We start from the raw sequence: 14,125 nt of genomic DNA on the forward strand, positions 1-14,125 counted from the left end.
TCCGTGGTACAATGCGCGGGCTGGCCCCGCGCATTTGCCTTTAAAGGCGCTGGCGTGGAGGGCGCCTTGTGTTCCCATAAACTGTGGAGGATGTATGCTCGACCGTGACGCGCTGCTCATCGATCTCAAGGGGGCCGCCCGCATTGGCAGCCCCGAAGCCCTCGACCTGGCCCTGGAAGGGCTGGCGGCGTGGAAGGCGTTTACAGCGAATGCCCGCCTGGCCTCCGAGGATGTCGCCCGCGTGCTGGTGCCGTTGGGCGAGGTGCTGGCTGCTCCAACGGTGCCCGCGGCTTATTTGCGCTCCCTGGCCGAACACCCGCTTGCCGGCGGGCGGGCGCTGGCCGCGGTGGCGCTCACTTTGCGATACCTGCGGGGGGAAGCCGCGTGGTCGGCCTTGCTCACCCGCCTGGCGGGCGACAGGCGGGCTGAGGTGCGTTTTGCCCTGGCGACGTCCCTTGGGCAGCATGGCCGCGATGAGCACTTTCCCGCGGCGGCTGCTTTGCTGAAGGCCTGGCTGGACCCCGCACGAGGCCCCCGCGTGGGGCAAACGGCCCTCCAGGCTGCAGCCGTGCTGGCGCAGCCCTATCCTCGCCAGGTGCTTTCCCTGCTCGCGCGACTCACGCCCGCCCAGGTGGTTCATCCTGAGGTGCAGCGGCCGTTGGCGGAGGCCCTGAAGCAGGTGGGCGCCTTCGGCACGGATGAAGACAAAACGGCGCTGGCGCAACTGTTGGCGAGATGGCTTCAAGAGAGCGGCGGTGAAGCGGCTCGGCTCGTTTTGCAGGTGCTGCATGCCGGCTGGGCGCGTCAGGCGCCTGAGCAGACCTTGGCATTGCTCGATGCCGTGGAAGCCACGGGCGGCGCGTCGCGCCTCTCGCGGCGCACTCGCGCCTTCATTCGCCGCGCCGCGGGGATGGAAAGCGAAAGATGATCACCCTTGGCGTTATTGCCGACACCCACGTCCCCGACCGGGCCCGCGCCGTGCCGCCCGAGGCGCTGGAGATCTTTCGGCAGGCTGGCGTCGCGGCAATTTTGCACGCTGGCGATGTCATTCGCCCGTCGGTGCTGACCACGCTGGAAGCCATTGCGCCCACCTATGCCGTGCGGGGCAACCGCGACTGGTATTTCCTGCGGCGCTTGCCATCGCGGCGGGTGTTGCAGTTTGAAGGGGTGCGTGTGGGCATGTGCCACGGTCATGGCTCTTTCCGGCGCTATTTGGGGGATAAGTGGGAGCACTTTCGCCGCGGCGCGCCGCCGTTTGCCCGTTTTGCCTATCGCGCGTTGGCTGCTTTCCCCCAGGTGGATGTGGTGGTGTTCGGCCACACCCATTACCCCGTTTGCCGTTGGGTGGGGGTTCAACTGTTGTGTAACCCGGGCTCGCCCGTGGTGCCTGCGCTGCCGGGCGTGCCGCGAGCGGTGGGCTTGTTGCATATCAATGGGCGTACCGTGTGGGGAGAACTGCGTGTGTTGGGTCAGGCGCAGGTTGAGGTATAATCCCTTCCGTTCTATCCGCTCTTTCCAGATTTGGAGGAAACAACATGTCGCGTTCGGTTCGTTTGTGGGCCAGTGGGGTGCTGGCCGTTTTCCTGATGACGCTTTTGGCCGCTTGTGGCCCTTCGACCTTCACCCTGCGCCTGCATCTCAAACAGGGCGATGTTTACAAAGTTACCACTGTGACCAACCAGCACATTTCGCAAGAAATCATGGGGCAGAAGATGACCCTTGACCAGAAAATGACAATGGAATATCGCTGGGAGGTCACCCAGGTGGCCGAGAATGGCAATACGACGGTCAAGGTGACTTATACGCGTGTGGCGATGGAGCAGGACCAGGGCGGGCAAAAACGCTCTTTTGATACTGCCAGCGGGCAGGAGCCGCCCGATTTCTTCAAGGGCCTCGATTTGCTGGTCGGCAAGTCGTTCAGCATGGAATTCACCCTCAAAGGTGAGGTGGTCAAGATTGACGGCCTGGATGAGATGTTCCGCCAGGTGGCCGAAGGGGTGGGCTTTGGAGATAAAGAATCTACCGACGCGTTTTACAAAGCGTTGACCGATTCCTTTGGCGAAGATGCCATCACCGAGCAGTTCAAGACGGCCTTTGGCGATTACCCCGATACCCCCCTCAAGGTGGGGTCCACGTGGACTACCGACTCGCAGCTCAAGGTCACTTTCCCGCTGGATGTCCATGCCACTTACACCGTGAAATCATGGCAGGATAATCAAGCGGTGATCGCGATGGAAGCCACGCTGAAGTCTGATGCTACCAAACGGGAGACAGGCCAAAACCCGCTTTTCGACGTCATCTATGACCTCAGCGGCACGCAGCAAGGCACGCTGACGGTGGATGTGGGCACGGGGCTTTTGCGCGAATCTCAGGTAACTCAGCATGTCGAAGGGAAAGTGTTGCTGGTGGACCCCAAAAGCAAAGACAACACCGATGCCCTGCCGATGCCTTTTAGCATGGATACCGACATCACCACCACGGTGGCGAAGCAAGGGCAGTAGCATTCGGAAACCGCAAAAACTTTCAGGGTGCAACTTTAATGTTGCGCCCTGAATTTGTTTAAAGGCGAGGTGGTGCCCAGGGCATAAAGCGGGGAAAACCGCGCTCTGGTCTGATGGGGGGCTTGAGGGGAGACGCCGGGCTACAGGCGGCTGGCTGCGACCACGGTCTCGGCGAGCACCGCGAGGCCGGTGCTCAGGGGGCGGGTGTGGATGAATTCCTTGAGGGTGTGTGCACCGCCTCCCGTGGTCAACCCCAGGCAGATGGCCGGGTAACCGCGGCTGAGGGGGATGTTCGCGTCGGTCGAGGCCACAGCCGTGCGCCCGCTGAGGCCGCGGCGGCGCAGAGCCGTTAGCGCGGCCTGCACCAGGGGATGGCTGAGGGGGAGGCTCCCCGTCGGGCGGTCACCGATGTGTTCCCAGGTGATTTCGACGCCGGGCTGGCGCGCCCGATGGGCTTCGGCTTCCAGCCTTTGGGCCAGGGCTTCCAGAGCGTCGGCATGGACGGCGCGCAGGTCAATTTCGGCGCGGGCCTCAGGGGCGATGGTGTTGATGGAAACGCCGCCGTGGAAGGTGCCGACATTGAACGAGGTTTCTCGCGGGCGCTGTTGGGCTTCCAGGCGGGTGATGAGCGCTGCCAGCGTGTGAATGGCAGAAGGCGAACCGGCATTGGCCCAGGCGTGCCCCCCTGCTGTGCGGACGGTAAGAGCATAACGCCGCACTCCCAGCGCGCGCGGGTACACCCAGCCCAGCCCCAGCCCTTCCAGCACGATGTAAGCACGGGCCTGCGCGCCAAAGCGCGCCACAATGCTTTTCATGCCTTTGAGGTTGCCTAACCCTTCTTCGCCCACGTTGGCAACCAGCCAGAGGTCGGTGGGCAGACGGCGGTTTTCGACGCGCAGCAGCCACACCAGGCCGAGCAGGGCTGCCACCGCGACGCTGTTGTCGCCAATGCCTGGCCCTGCAATGCGGTGGGCGTCGCGCTGCATGGCAAGCGGGGTGTTGGCTGGGAACACCGTATCCAGGTGTGCGGAAACCACCACTGGCCGCGCCGAGGAAGCCCCCGGCAGGCGGGCGTACACATTGCCCACCGCGTCAGTTTCTACGGCCAGCCCTTCGGCGGCAAAGCGCTCCTTCACGAAGGCCGCGCGGGCGGTTTCTTCCCCCGTGGGTGCGGGAATTTGCTGGATGGCAACAGCCAGGTCGAGCAGGCGTGGAAGCAGCGAGGGCATTGTCACACCTGACGGACATCACGCATCAGCGCCTCGGCGCGGGCGTGGAGCAAGGCGGGCAGGGTATCGGCAAGGGCAAAAACGCCCCGGGTTTCGGCAGCCAGCGTGGCCGTGGCTGCGCCACGCACGGCCGCCTGGACGGGGTCCAGGGTTTCCCGATAGGCGACCAGGAAGGCACCGGCAAAGGCATCGTCCGCGCCGGTGGGGTCGGCCACCTCGGTGGGGTAGCCAGGAATCACCCAGCGGCGGCGGGAGGTGCTTTCGTAAAGCCATACCTCGCCGCTTGCGCGCCGAATGACCACCAGTTCCACCTGCCAGTGGCCTATGGCAGTGGCCATTTCCCACAGGTCGCTGTACTGTTCGCGAAACAGCGCGGCGAGCGTGGTTTCGGGGGTGATGAGCGCGGTCAGCCCGTGCACCAGGGGGGGGATGCGCTGGGCGAAGAGGGAGGTCATGTAAGCGGGGTGGGGAGAAAGGGTGGTAAGCGGCACGCCCGCGGTGCGCAGTGTGGCGGGTAACAAATGGTGTGTCAGGAAGTCGTGGGGGCAAAAATGGGCAGCCCGTGCGTCGGCAAAATCGGGGGGCAAATCGGCCAGGCGTAGGGTGGTGGGCGTGGGTTGTTCCAGGTCGGCGCGGCGCAGGGTGTGAGGAGCGTAGTTCAGCAATTCACGGGGAAAGTCGAGCCCACGGCGGGCAAAGGCGCTGGCAGGCTGTTCGTTGCTGAGGCCGCCGTCAGGGCGATAGATGAGCACCCGGCGGGTGTCCAGCGGCTGAGGCAGAATTTTGATGCCCCGGATGTCCCACCCGCGTTGGCGAATGGTGTCCAGCCAGGTGCGAGGGAAATCTTCCCCCACGCGCGCCACCACGCCCACCTTGCCGCCCCACAGCGCCGCGCCTGCCGCGGCGTAAAGCACGCCCCCGCCAGGAACATCCAGCAGTGGTTTGCCGTGCGGTGGCAGGATGAAGTCGCGGGTCAGCGCCCCAAGAAAAAGGTAATCGGCCATGAGAGAAAGCACCAGGAAGGCCAGCAGCCGCCGCGCTGCTTTGCGGGGACAACACACAGCGAGGAGGTTCCCCGGAGAGGCTGGGGAACTTACAAGTCGATCAGGTCGCCGCGCTGGTAGCCTTCCTCACCCAGGCGCATGCGCACGTAAGAAGCATAGCGTTCCGGGTGAATGCGGCCTTCCGCGACGGCCTGACGGATGGCGCAGCCGGGTTCGTGGATGTGGGTGCAGTCGCTGAACTGGCACAGGCGCACCAATTCGCGAAATTCGGGGAAATAGCCGTCGAGTTCTTCAGGTTCGATATCCCACAGAGAAAGCGCTTTCAGCCCCGGTGTGTCGGCCACCCAGCCACCGCCCTCCAATGGGAACATTTGCCGCACCACGGTGGTGTGCCGGCCTTTGCCGGTGGCTTTGCTGATTTCCCGCACAGCCAGCCCCAGGCCGGGCTGCACCGCGTTCAACAGGCTGGATTTGCCCACCCCCGACGGCCCGGCAAACACCGAGACCTTGCCCTGCAGGTGCTCGCGCAGGGCCTCGACCCCCAGACCGGTGGCCGCGGAGGTGTAGAGCACGGGGTAGCCGATGGTTTCGTAGTGGCCGAAGAGGGCTTTGGCTTTTTCCAGCCCTACCAGGTCGGCTTTGTTGGCTACGATGAGCGCGGGAATGTCTTGTTTTTCGCTGATGACGAGGAAACGGTCCAGCATCCGCAGGCGGGGTTCGGGCTGGGCGCAGGCGAAGACGAACACGGCCTGGTCGGGGTTGGCGATGATGATTTGCTCATATTCGCCGCGCGGGGTGGGGGCCATGCGGGAAAGTTTGCGGACGCGCGGTTCGATGGCTTCGATCAGGCCAGTGCCGTCGGGCAGGCGGCGGAAGCGCACCCAGTCGCCCACAGCGACCAGGTCGCCGCGCCTGGGGCCGCGTTTGAGCCTGCCCCGCAGGCGGCAGGTGATTTCTTCGCCGTCGTCGGTATGCACGGTGTAAAAGCCCGATTGCGAGCGGATGACCAGCCCGCGGGGCAAAGCGTCGGGGGTGTTTTTGTCGTTGGGCATTTCAGGGTTTGGGGGTCGCGGTGGGGGTGCCGGTGGTTTCAGGCGTGGGGGTGCGGGTCACGCCGATTTGCGATTCCCACGGGTAGAGCGCCCGCGGTTTGCCGTAGAAGTAGATTTCCACCACGCGGCGCAAAATGGGCGCGGCCACTTCTGAGCCTTCGCCGCCATATTCCACCACCACAGCCACGGCGATGTCGGGCTTGTCTTCCCGCTGGGCGTCGGTGTAGGCTACGAACCAGGCATGGGGTTTCCCTGCCGCGGTGCTGGCTGTGCCCGTTTTGCCGTATAGCGGAATGCCGAAATTGAGAAAGCGCCAGTAGGCTGTGCCGCGCGGGTTGGCGACTACCATTCGCATCCCTTTGCGGATGATAGCCAGGTTTTCGGGGCTGACCGGCAGGTGGCCGCGCACTTTGGGTTTGAACTGTTCGACGACCTGGCCGTCAGGGCCGACGATTTTTTCCACCATTTGTGGCACGTAAAGCGTCCCACCGTTGCCCACTGCCGCGACATAGTCGGCTACCTGCAACGGGGTGACCAGCGTGGTGCCCTGCCCGATGGCCTGTTGCACGGCTTCCCGCTCGTTGGTGGGGTCGAGAATTTGCCCTGCCTCGTCGCCGATTTCGATGCCGGTGGGACTGCCCAGCCCAAAGCCGCGGGCCATTTGCGCCACGGCGTTGGGTTTGTAATGTTTGTAAAGGTCCAGCCCAATATGCCAGAAATAAGGGTTGCAGGAGCGCATCAGCCCTTCGGGCAGGTTGAGTTTGCCACTGGGGTGGAAGCCGTGGTCGTAAGTCCAGTCGTAGAGGGTCAGGCCGGGGATTTCTTTGAATTCGTAGCCGCAGTCGTAGATGGTGTCTTCCTGAAAGCGGCCACTTTCCAGCGCCGCGGCCATAGTAATGATTTTGAAAATTGAGCCTGGGGGGTAAAGGCCGTGCGTGGCGCGGTCCAACATGGGTTTGGCCGGGCTGTTGAGTTGTTGCAGCAGCGCGCCGCTGTTGAAGTTGGCGGCCTCGAAGGCGTTGGGGTCGAAGCCGGGCGAGGAAACCAGCGCGAGCACCCGCCCTGTGTCGCGTTCTAGCACCACAATGGCCCCAACGAAGCCTTTCATGGCCTGTTGGGCTTGTAGTTGCAGGTCGCGGTCGATGGTGGTGTAAAGGGTGTCGGCCGGGCGCGGCGAGGCTTTGCCTAACGCCTGAACGATGTTGCCTTTGTCGTCCACCACGTAGAGCGTGCCGCCGTTTTTGCCCGCCAGGTAAGGCTCGCCCCAGCGTTCCAGCCCCATGCGCCCGATTTTCTGGTCGACGCGGTAGCCTTTGCGGCGATATTTTGCCAGTTCGTCGGGCTGCAGGGCGCTGATGTAGCCTACACCGTGGGGGGAAACCCCGCCGCCGTAGTACCACCGCCCGGTGTAGCGGCGCAGCACGATGCCTGAATAACCGACCAGTTGCTTGTAATATTTGTCGGCCACGTCGGCGGAAACTTCGGCAATGGGCACATAGCCGCCCGGCGGGGGAGATTCGTAAGCCGCACGCAGGTAGGCGGGGCGGATGCCGGTGACGCGCCAGAGCAGGCTGAAAAGGCTGTTTTCCTGTTCCGGGTCCACTTGCCCAGCCATCAGGCCGATGGACATGGCCTCGGTTTGGGTGGCAATGACCTTGTCGTTGCGGTCGAAGATTTCCCCGCGGGCAGGCACTTGCAGGTCCAGGGCAAGGCGCTTGCCGCCGTGCAGTTCGGGAAGGATGAGCGCCTCATCCCACTGCACGCGCCAGATGCCCTTTTCGAGGCTGAGGTGCATGACGGTGTCGCGGGTGATGTCGCCCACCACCGCGCTGTGCAGCGTGACAGTGTAAGCCACCTGGGCGCTGCGGGGCGCCAGCAGCGAAGAGCGAATGCGGAAATCCACGCTTTGCAGTGCGGCGTTTTCCGCAATGTCTTTGTAATAGGCGGCGAAGTCGTCTTTGCTAATGGCGTCCTGGCTGACGGAAGTCAGCAGGTGATACATGCTGGTGTAGTCATCTTGCTGCCAGGCGCGCAGGTAGGCTTCGGCCACGACTTGCGGGTCGGGCACGTGGGTGGTGGCGATGAAGGGGGAAGGCAGCGCCGTGGGCCCCGACGGCGTGCCGGTGCCCGGCGGCGTACAGGCCACCAGAAGCACTGCTGCAAGCAAAAAGAGCGACAACGCAGAAAGGAACCGAAAGCGGGACATAGGCACTCCAGCCGCGGGAGGGCATTTTTGCGGTTTTCAGGGGCCTGCATTGCCGAAGGTTTGGCCGCAGGCAGGGAACGCACCTTCACAATTGTACCCCAAAGCCGCGGTGCAGCGGGCGGGAGTGTTTTCCGCGGGGGAAGCCCCTAACGCGCGCAACATGCAGGCCAACGTGCACAGCGGCAGGCCAACGACGTTGGCATAGCAGCCCTCAATACGCACCACGGGCGAAAAACCGCGGTTTTGAATGGCATACGCGCCGGCTTTGTCCATCGGGTCGCCGCTGGCGACGTAAGCGGCGATTTCTTCGTCGGTGAACGCGCGCATGAACACCGCGGTGCGCTCCACCGCGGTTTCCAGGCGGCCCGTGGCCGCGTCCAGCACGGCCACGCCGGTGAGCACCGCGTGCTCACGCCCGCGCAGGCGGCGCAGCATGGCCGCGGCCTCGGCTTCGTCGGCGGGCTTGCCCAAAATCTCGTCGCCGTCCACCACCGCGGTATCGGCGGCGACGACCCAGCGCATCGCCCCTCGCCCTCTGGGAGAGGGGGTGGGGGTGAGGGCATTCTGTGATGAGGTTGGTGGTTCTGCCGACGCGGTGCGCTGCCTTTCGCTCCCACGTCCTTCGACTTTGGGCGTCGCTGCGCTCCGCCCTCCGCTCAGGACGTGGGTGAGCGCGCGCACTTTAGCCGCGGCCAGGCGGCGCACATAGACTGCAGGGGCTTCGTGGGGCAGCGGGGTTTCGTCTATATTCGCGGACGCGGCCTGCACCGGCAGGCCCAGCAGTTTGATCAGTTCCCGCCGCCGCGGCGATTGGGAAGCCAGCAAAATGCCTTCCGCAATGCTCATGCCGCATCCTCCAGCAGCAGCCGCGCCGCTCGCCGCCCGATTTCCACCGCAAAGTTGGTGCCCCTATCCCACGGGTACACCTGATACATGCTCGCGAGGTAAAGCCCCCGCACCGGGGTGCGGATGGCCGGAATGTTGCGGCTGTGGTTCACCAGCGGCACCGGCTGGGCATAGCGGGTGCGGTAAAGCCACGCGCCTTCCACCCACTCTTCGCGGAAATCGGGGTTGATGCGCTTCAGCGCGGGCAGGTAAATCGCCAGCAGTTCCTCTTTGCTGAGGCCAAAATACTCGTGGTCGGGCGGCAGGTAATCGCCCACGTAGGCAATGTGCGCCCCGCCGAAGTTTTCCGGCGGCACGAAGTTAGTGTGGTCCACCAAAATCAGGAAGGGGAAGCCTGCCTGCTTGGGGATGTTGTACCAGTAGTACCCCTCGCGGGAAAGCGGGTGCTTGAGCGCGAGGGCAATCGCCAGCGCGCCCATGTTCTTCAGGCCGCGAATGCCGGCGAGGTAATCTTCGGGCAGGTCGGGTGCGAGGTCGGCGAAGATGCGGGGCGGCATGGCGGCCAGTACGCGATCATAGGTTTCGGGTGCGCGGCCTTCGGCTTCTACCTGGAAGCCGCCCGCGACGGCCTGCACGCGACGGACGCGGGCTTCGTAGTGGAAAACCGCCCCGCGGGCTTCCAGTTGGGCGGCGAAATCATCGGCGAAGGCCTGGAAGCCGCCCTCGTAGGTGCCCAGGCGCGGCGTGCGGGCATGAATGCGCGCCCAGAACCACGCCATATTGACTTCCTGATAGTAGGGGCCGAACTTGCCGATGAGCAGCGGCTCCCACAGGGCGCGGTAAGCGCGCTCGCCCAAGGCGCGGCGCAGCCATTCGTGCGCGGTGTGGCGTTCCAGCGGCTTCCAGAAGGGCGTGAGGCGCAAATACACGCCCACCAGCCCGAAGCGGATTTTGTCGGGCCAGCTCAGGCCGGGGTAGGCGAGCACCGCGAGGGCGGAATCAAAGGGGTAGAATTTGCCCTGGTGGTACACCACCGTGGTGGGGCGGGGAAAACGCACCTTGCTTTCCAGGCCGAGTTCCTTGATCAGGCCAAGGACGTGCCTGTCAGAAGCGAACCAGTGATGGTAGAAATATTCCAGGCTCCACTGCCAGCCGGGCTGGCGGAAGCCGGAAGCCAGGCCGCCGGGTTTGTCCGCGGCTTCGTAGATGGTGACGTCGTGGCCGGCTTTCAGCAGGTCGTGAGCGGCGCTCAGCCCGGCAAAGCCGGCACCTAAGATGGCGATACGCATGGGGTAGTCCTGTAGTTGGGGTAGTCAGTTAGTCAGGGTGGTCGTTTGGTCGGGCGTCCTGAGCGGAGGGCGGAGCGCATCGACGCCCGAAGTCGAAGGACGAGATGGCAGAAAATGGAGCGGAACGGCACGCGACGTGCTTCGACTGTGCTCAGCACAGGCGCTTCGGCTGCGCTCAACATATGCGCTTCGACTTCGCTCCCGTTGGTCACTCCGCTCAGCGCGTTTCCACGTCCTGAGCGGAGGTGCGAGCTGCAGGCGAGCACCGAAGTCGAAGGACGGTGCACGCCTCACCGCCTGAAAAAGTGCCAGACGAAGCGGCGGGGGTCGGGGCGGGGGCGGTGCAGGTCGCCGAAGGCCGCGCGAGCCGCGGCGCGCAGTTCAGCCACGATGGCGGCGTGCTCGTCGTCGGGCAGGCCCCAGTAGGGCGTGAACTGGCGGGTGCTTACGCTTTCCAGCACGTCCGCTGGCACCACGGTTTTCTGCCAGCGCGCGGCTTCTACCGTGTGGGGTGTGCCCCAGCGCGCGGCCAGCGCGGCCACGATTTCGGGGTAATCGCGCCACATGGGCGCGTGCAGATCGTGGCCGCGGGCGGCCAATGCCTGCCGCCACGCGTGCAGCGTCCAGCCGATGGGCGCGGCGGGGTCGTGGTCAATGTAACCTAAGGCAAACGAGCCGCCCTGGGCAAGCACCCGTCGGATTTCGCCCAGCGCGGCGGGCAGGTCGGCCACCAGGTGCAGGGTGTGCACGCTGAACACCGCGGGGAATGCGGCATTGCGGAACGGCAGGTGCATCGCGTCGGTCAGCACCGGCTGCGGAAAAGCCGCGCCCGCAGGCCGTTTGGCGCGCAGGTGGGCGAGCATTTCCGGCGAGAGGTCAGCAGCCACGACCCAGAAACCGCGCGCGGCCAGCGGCAGGGCGAGGCGTCCGCTGCCCGCGCCCACATCCAGCACCCGCGCACCCTCGGGCAGGCGCGCGGCCAGCGCCGCCACGATGGCTTCCTGCACGCCGGGCGGCAGGCTGCGGCTTTGGTCGTAGTGCCGGGGATCGCCGTGAAAGGCAGTATCCACCCTGGGTGCTCCTGGGGTTGCAAGGACGGTGGGGTCAGGGCTCCGACGAGGGTTTGGGGGCTTCGTCGGGAGACTGCTGAGCGGCCTGCTTGCGTCGGCGTGGCCGTAGCAGCCACAGCACCGGCCCCGAAAAGGCATAGACGAGGAACATCAACGGCAGCACCAGCGTGGGCTCGGCCGCAATGGCCGCGAAGCCCACCGCGATGCCTGCCGTGGCATAGAAGGCTTGCTTGCGGTTGAGCCGCACGGTTTTGAAACTGTAATAGGGCAGGGTGCTCACCATCAGGAAAGCCAGCAGCGGCACCGCGATGAAAAACAGGGTCGCGCGGGTTTGCTCATCCAGGGCATAGCGGGTGGAAAGCAACACCAGCCCGCCGAGGGTGCCCGAGGCCGTGGGCGTGGAAAGCCCCTGGAAATAGGTGTTGGCTTTCCCGGGTCTGGTGGTGGTGTTGTAGCGCCCCAGCCGCAGCGCGGCGCCGGCAGCGAACAGGAAGGCGACGATCCAACCATAGCGGTCGTAGCGTTGCAGGGCATAGAGGTAAGCCAAAGTGGCGGGAGCGACGCCGAAAGAGAGCGAGTCGGCGAGCGAGTCGTATTCCACCCCGAAGTCGCTGGAAGAGCCGGTCAGTCGGGCGAGGGGGCCGTCCACGAAATCGAACAGCATGGCGACATAAATCAGCGCCGCAGCGCGGGTATAGTGGCCGCCGATGCCCGAGACCAGCGAAGCAAAGCCGAGAAAGAGGTTGCCGGTGGTGAACAGGCTGGGCAGCAAAGAAATGCCCTGCCGACGGCGCGCAGCACGTTTGGGCATGGTTTACTCCCGAGGCAGGAAGGCAAGTGGAGTTTCGCCAGCGCGGACCTTGTGGCCGAGCGCGACCAGGGGTTCGGCTTCCAGCGGCAGATAAACTTCCACGCGTGAACCGAAGCGAATCATCCCCAGGCGCTCGCCGCGCTGGAAGGTTTCCCCTGCGGCGATGAACGGCACAGTACGGCGGGCGATGGCGCCCGCGACCTGCACCATCAGCACCCGCTTACCGTCATCGCGCAGCAGGTAGTAGTAGCGGCGCTCGTTGCGGGTGATGGCTTCGGCTTCGTAGGCGCGCAGGAAAGCGCCCGGCCGGTGTTCGATGGCTTCCAGCGTGCCGGTGACCGGGGCGCGGTTGACATGCACGTCGAGCACGCTCATGAAGATGCCAACTTGCCAGGCTTCCCCTTTCAGCCAGCGGGGCTCGAAGGTGCGCTTGAGCACGATGACCGTACCATCGGCGGGGGAAACCACGAGGTCGCGCGGCGCTGGGGGCCTGCGGTCGGGGTCGCGGAAGAAATAGGCCACCCCCGCAGCCGCGAGTGCACTGGCCGCTGCCGTCTTGCGGAAGCCCAGCAGCCCTAAAGCCGCAGCCAGGGCGGTGGGGGCCAAAATGAACGGCGTGCCTTCTCGGTTGATGCGCATGGGGTTTTCTCCTCAGAAGCAAGGGGACAGGCGAAGTTATTGCCCTTCTGCTACGGCGCGTTTGAGGTCGTCGAAAGAGGTCATCCACGCCATGCGATGCACGAAATCGGCCAGGGTAGGGCTTTGGGCGCGCAACTGGCGCACGGCTGCACCGACGGGGTCGTTGCCCGCGGCGCCGCCGGGCACGTCGGCATAGGCGCCGTAGAAGGCAAAATAAGCCTGGTTGAGTTTGCGGATGTGATAGCCGTGTTCCCAGAAGAACTTGCGGCGTTGTTCCATGTAGGCTTCGGCTTCTTCCACTTTGCCTTCGGCAAGCAACTGGTCGACGTGCACGCGCGTTTTGCGCATTTCGGCGCGAAAATCGAACGCCGGCGGGGAAGAAGGCTGCTGAGGCCGGCTGGAAGGCGGCGGCGCTGGCGGCGGCAGTAATTCGGGGTAGAACGTCGCCAGCACCTGATGCCCGATTTCTTTGCCCACGATGTTGGCCGTGGTCTCGTTCATCGTCCGCAGGGCGGGGGTGTGGTCGTAGAGCATGCCGAGGGGGTGCCAGTCGAGGTAATTGTGGGTCCATTCGTGGGCGATGGTGTCTACCAGCCAGGGGAAGTTGTCGGTTTCCATCACCATGGTAGGGTAAACGCCCACCCCGCCGATGGGCACCACCAGGGTGGACACGTCGAGCGCGTGGGCCACGGCGTCTTCCAGTTGCACTTGCTGGTCGATGCTCAGGTCGGGCTTGAGGGAGATGTTGGCAATCTGGCGGATTTCGGTGCGGGGGGAAACGATGAGCGCCATCGGCACCGGCGTGGTGCGATACATCACTGGCGGCGTAGGTTGCCCCAAGAAAGCGAGCCCGTTTTGGGCGAGCGTGGCGCTGATTTGGGCCTGGAGCACTTGCTCGGCCAGAGGGGCCAGCCAGGCGCTGCGGGCGCGCTCGTCGGCCAGGCGGCTGCGTAGCGATGCGACCAGCGCGGTATCAACGCCGTTGGGGTTGGCCAGCGCGTCGGCCAGACGGGCCTGCGTGTGGCCGATTTCGCCCATCAGTTGCACGTAATCGAGCACCACCTGGCGGTCGGCGGTGGCGGGCATCAGCCGCTCTGCGCCCAGCGCCCCAGCGAAGAGTTTGGTCTCCCACGCCTGCCACAACCACTCGCCGTAACTGAATTCCAGCGGGCGGGTGAAGGCATGGATGCGCGCCATACGGTCGGAGGCCGCGACCTGACTCTGGGTGAGGAACGGAATGAGCAGGAGGATGACGGCCAAATTGGCAAGGCGTTTTGGACGGCGCATGGGGTGATTTTACCGCGTTTTTGGGGGCTGCGACGGGAAGGCTGAAAGGGGGAGCACTCATAAGTTGTAGAATCAGGCAGCAAGGGGCCAGCCGGTGGTGGGAGACCAAGCATCGCTCAACCAGGCTGCTCGCGCTTTGGCGGTCATTTCAGCCCCGTATGGCGTCCATCGAGCACCGGCTCGTTTGAGCC

The 14,125-nt window shown here is 64.8% G+C and carries 13 protein-coding genes; 3 read left to right on the plus strand and 10 right to left on the minus strand.

Annotation, left to right across the window (positions count from 1 at the left end; genetic code table 11):
• The first annotated feature begins 94 nt into the window (after positions 1–94).
• The 3 genes from ENJ54_02350 to ENJ54_02360 are packed head-to-tail and all read left to right on the plus strand — an operon-like array spanning position 95 to position 2,501.
• On the plus strand, positions 95–928 hold the full coding sequence (locus ENJ54_02350; GenBank protein ID HFC08686.1) for a hypothetical protein: 834 nt from the start codon (positions 95–97) through the stop codon (positions 926–928).
• Complete coding sequence (locus ENJ54_02355) at positions 925–1,491, plus strand: metallophosphoesterase (GenBank protein HFC08687.1); 567 nt, start codon at positions 925–927, stop codon at positions 1,489–1,491. The genes ENJ54_02350 and ENJ54_02355 overlap by 4 nt, the downstream gene beginning before the upstream one ends.
• Positions 1,492–1,535: 44 nt before the next feature.
• Positions 1,536–2,501 carry a hypothetical protein gene (locus ENJ54_02360; GenBank protein HFC08688.1) on the plus strand — a complete coding sequence of 322 codons (966 nt, stop codon included), beginning with the start codon at positions 1,536–1,538 and terminating at the stop codon, positions 2,499–2,501.
• Positions 2,502–2,641: 140 nt separating this feature from the next.
• Here the strand turns inward: ENJ54_02360 and ENJ54_02365 are convergent, their stop codons facing one another.
• The 10 genes from ENJ54_02365 to ENJ54_02410 all read right to left on the minus strand — a co-directional run bounded on the left by ENJ54_02365 (position 2,642) and on the right by ENJ54_02410 (position 13,934).
• Positions 2,642–3,730, minus strand: a complete 1,089-nt coding sequence (locus ENJ54_02365; protein HFC08689.1) for a M20/M25/M40 family metallo-hydrolase — start codon at positions 3,728–3,730, stop codon at positions 2,642–2,644.
• 2 nt (positions 3,731–3,732) lie between these two features.
• Complete coding sequence (locus ENJ54_02370; protein ID HFC08690.1) at positions 3,733–4,791, minus strand: carbohydrate kinase family protein; 1,059 nt, start codon at positions 4,789–4,791, stop codon at positions 3,733–3,735.
• Positions 4,792–4,823: 32 nt separating this feature from the next.
• Positions 4,824–5,786, minus strand: coding sequence for a ribosome small subunit-dependent GTPase A (gene rsgA / locus ENJ54_02375; protein HFC08691.1), 963 nt, complete (start codon positions 5,784–5,786; stop codon positions 4,824–4,826).
• A 1-nt stretch (position 5,787) separates the two neighbouring features.
• Positions 5,788–7,992: a hypothetical protein gene (locus ENJ54_02380; protein HFC08692.1), complete on the minus strand. Its 2,205-nt coding sequence runs from the start codon at positions 7,990–7,992 to the stop codon at positions 5,788–5,790.
• 36 nt (positions 7,993–8,028) lie between these two features.
• Positions 8,029–8,838 carry a septum formation protein Maf gene (maf, locus tag ENJ54_02385; protein HFC08693.1) on the minus strand — a complete coding sequence of 270 codons (810 nt, stop codon included), beginning with the start codon at positions 8,836–8,838 and terminating at the stop codon, positions 8,029–8,031.
• The gene (locus ENJ54_02390) at positions 8,835–10,127 is read right to left on the minus strand and encodes an NAD(P)/FAD-dependent oxidoreductase (GenBank protein ID HFC08694.1); all 1,293 of its coding nucleotides are present in this window, start codon (positions 10,125–10,127) and stop codon (positions 8,835–8,837) included. Before ENJ54_02390 ends, maf begins: the two co-directional genes overlap by 4 nt.
• Before the next feature lie 290 nt (positions 10,128–10,417).
• Positions 10,418–11,335 carry a class I SAM-dependent methyltransferase gene (locus ENJ54_02395; protein ID HFC08695.1) on the minus strand — a complete coding sequence of 306 codons (918 nt, stop codon included), beginning with the start codon at positions 11,333–11,335 and terminating at the stop codon, positions 10,418–10,420.
• Positions 11,232–12,008: a CDP-diacylglycerol--serine O-phosphatidyltransferase gene (gene pssA / locus ENJ54_02400; protein HFC08696.1), complete on the minus strand. Its 777-nt coding sequence runs from the start codon at positions 12,006–12,008 to the stop codon at positions 11,232–11,234. The genes ENJ54_02395 and pssA overlap by 104 nt, the downstream gene beginning before the upstream one ends.
• A gap of 3 nt (positions 12,009–12,011) precedes the next feature.
• Complete coding sequence (locus ENJ54_02405; GenBank protein HFC08697.1) at positions 12,012–12,647, minus strand: phosphatidylserine decarboxylase family protein; 636 nt, start codon at positions 12,645–12,647, stop codon at positions 12,012–12,014.
• Between the two features lie 36 nt (positions 12,648–12,683).
• Positions 12,684–13,934: a hypothetical protein gene (locus tag ENJ54_02410; protein ID HFC08698.1), complete on the minus strand. Its 1,251-nt coding sequence runs from the start codon at positions 13,932–13,934 to the stop codon at positions 12,684–12,686.
• Between the last annotated feature and the right edge of the window lie 191 nt (positions 13,935–14,125).

This window comes from Chloroflexota bacterium, from assembly GCA_011322445.1.
Taxonomy (GTDB): Bacteria; Chloroflexota; Anaerolineae; order Anaerolineales; family DRMV01; genus DRMV01.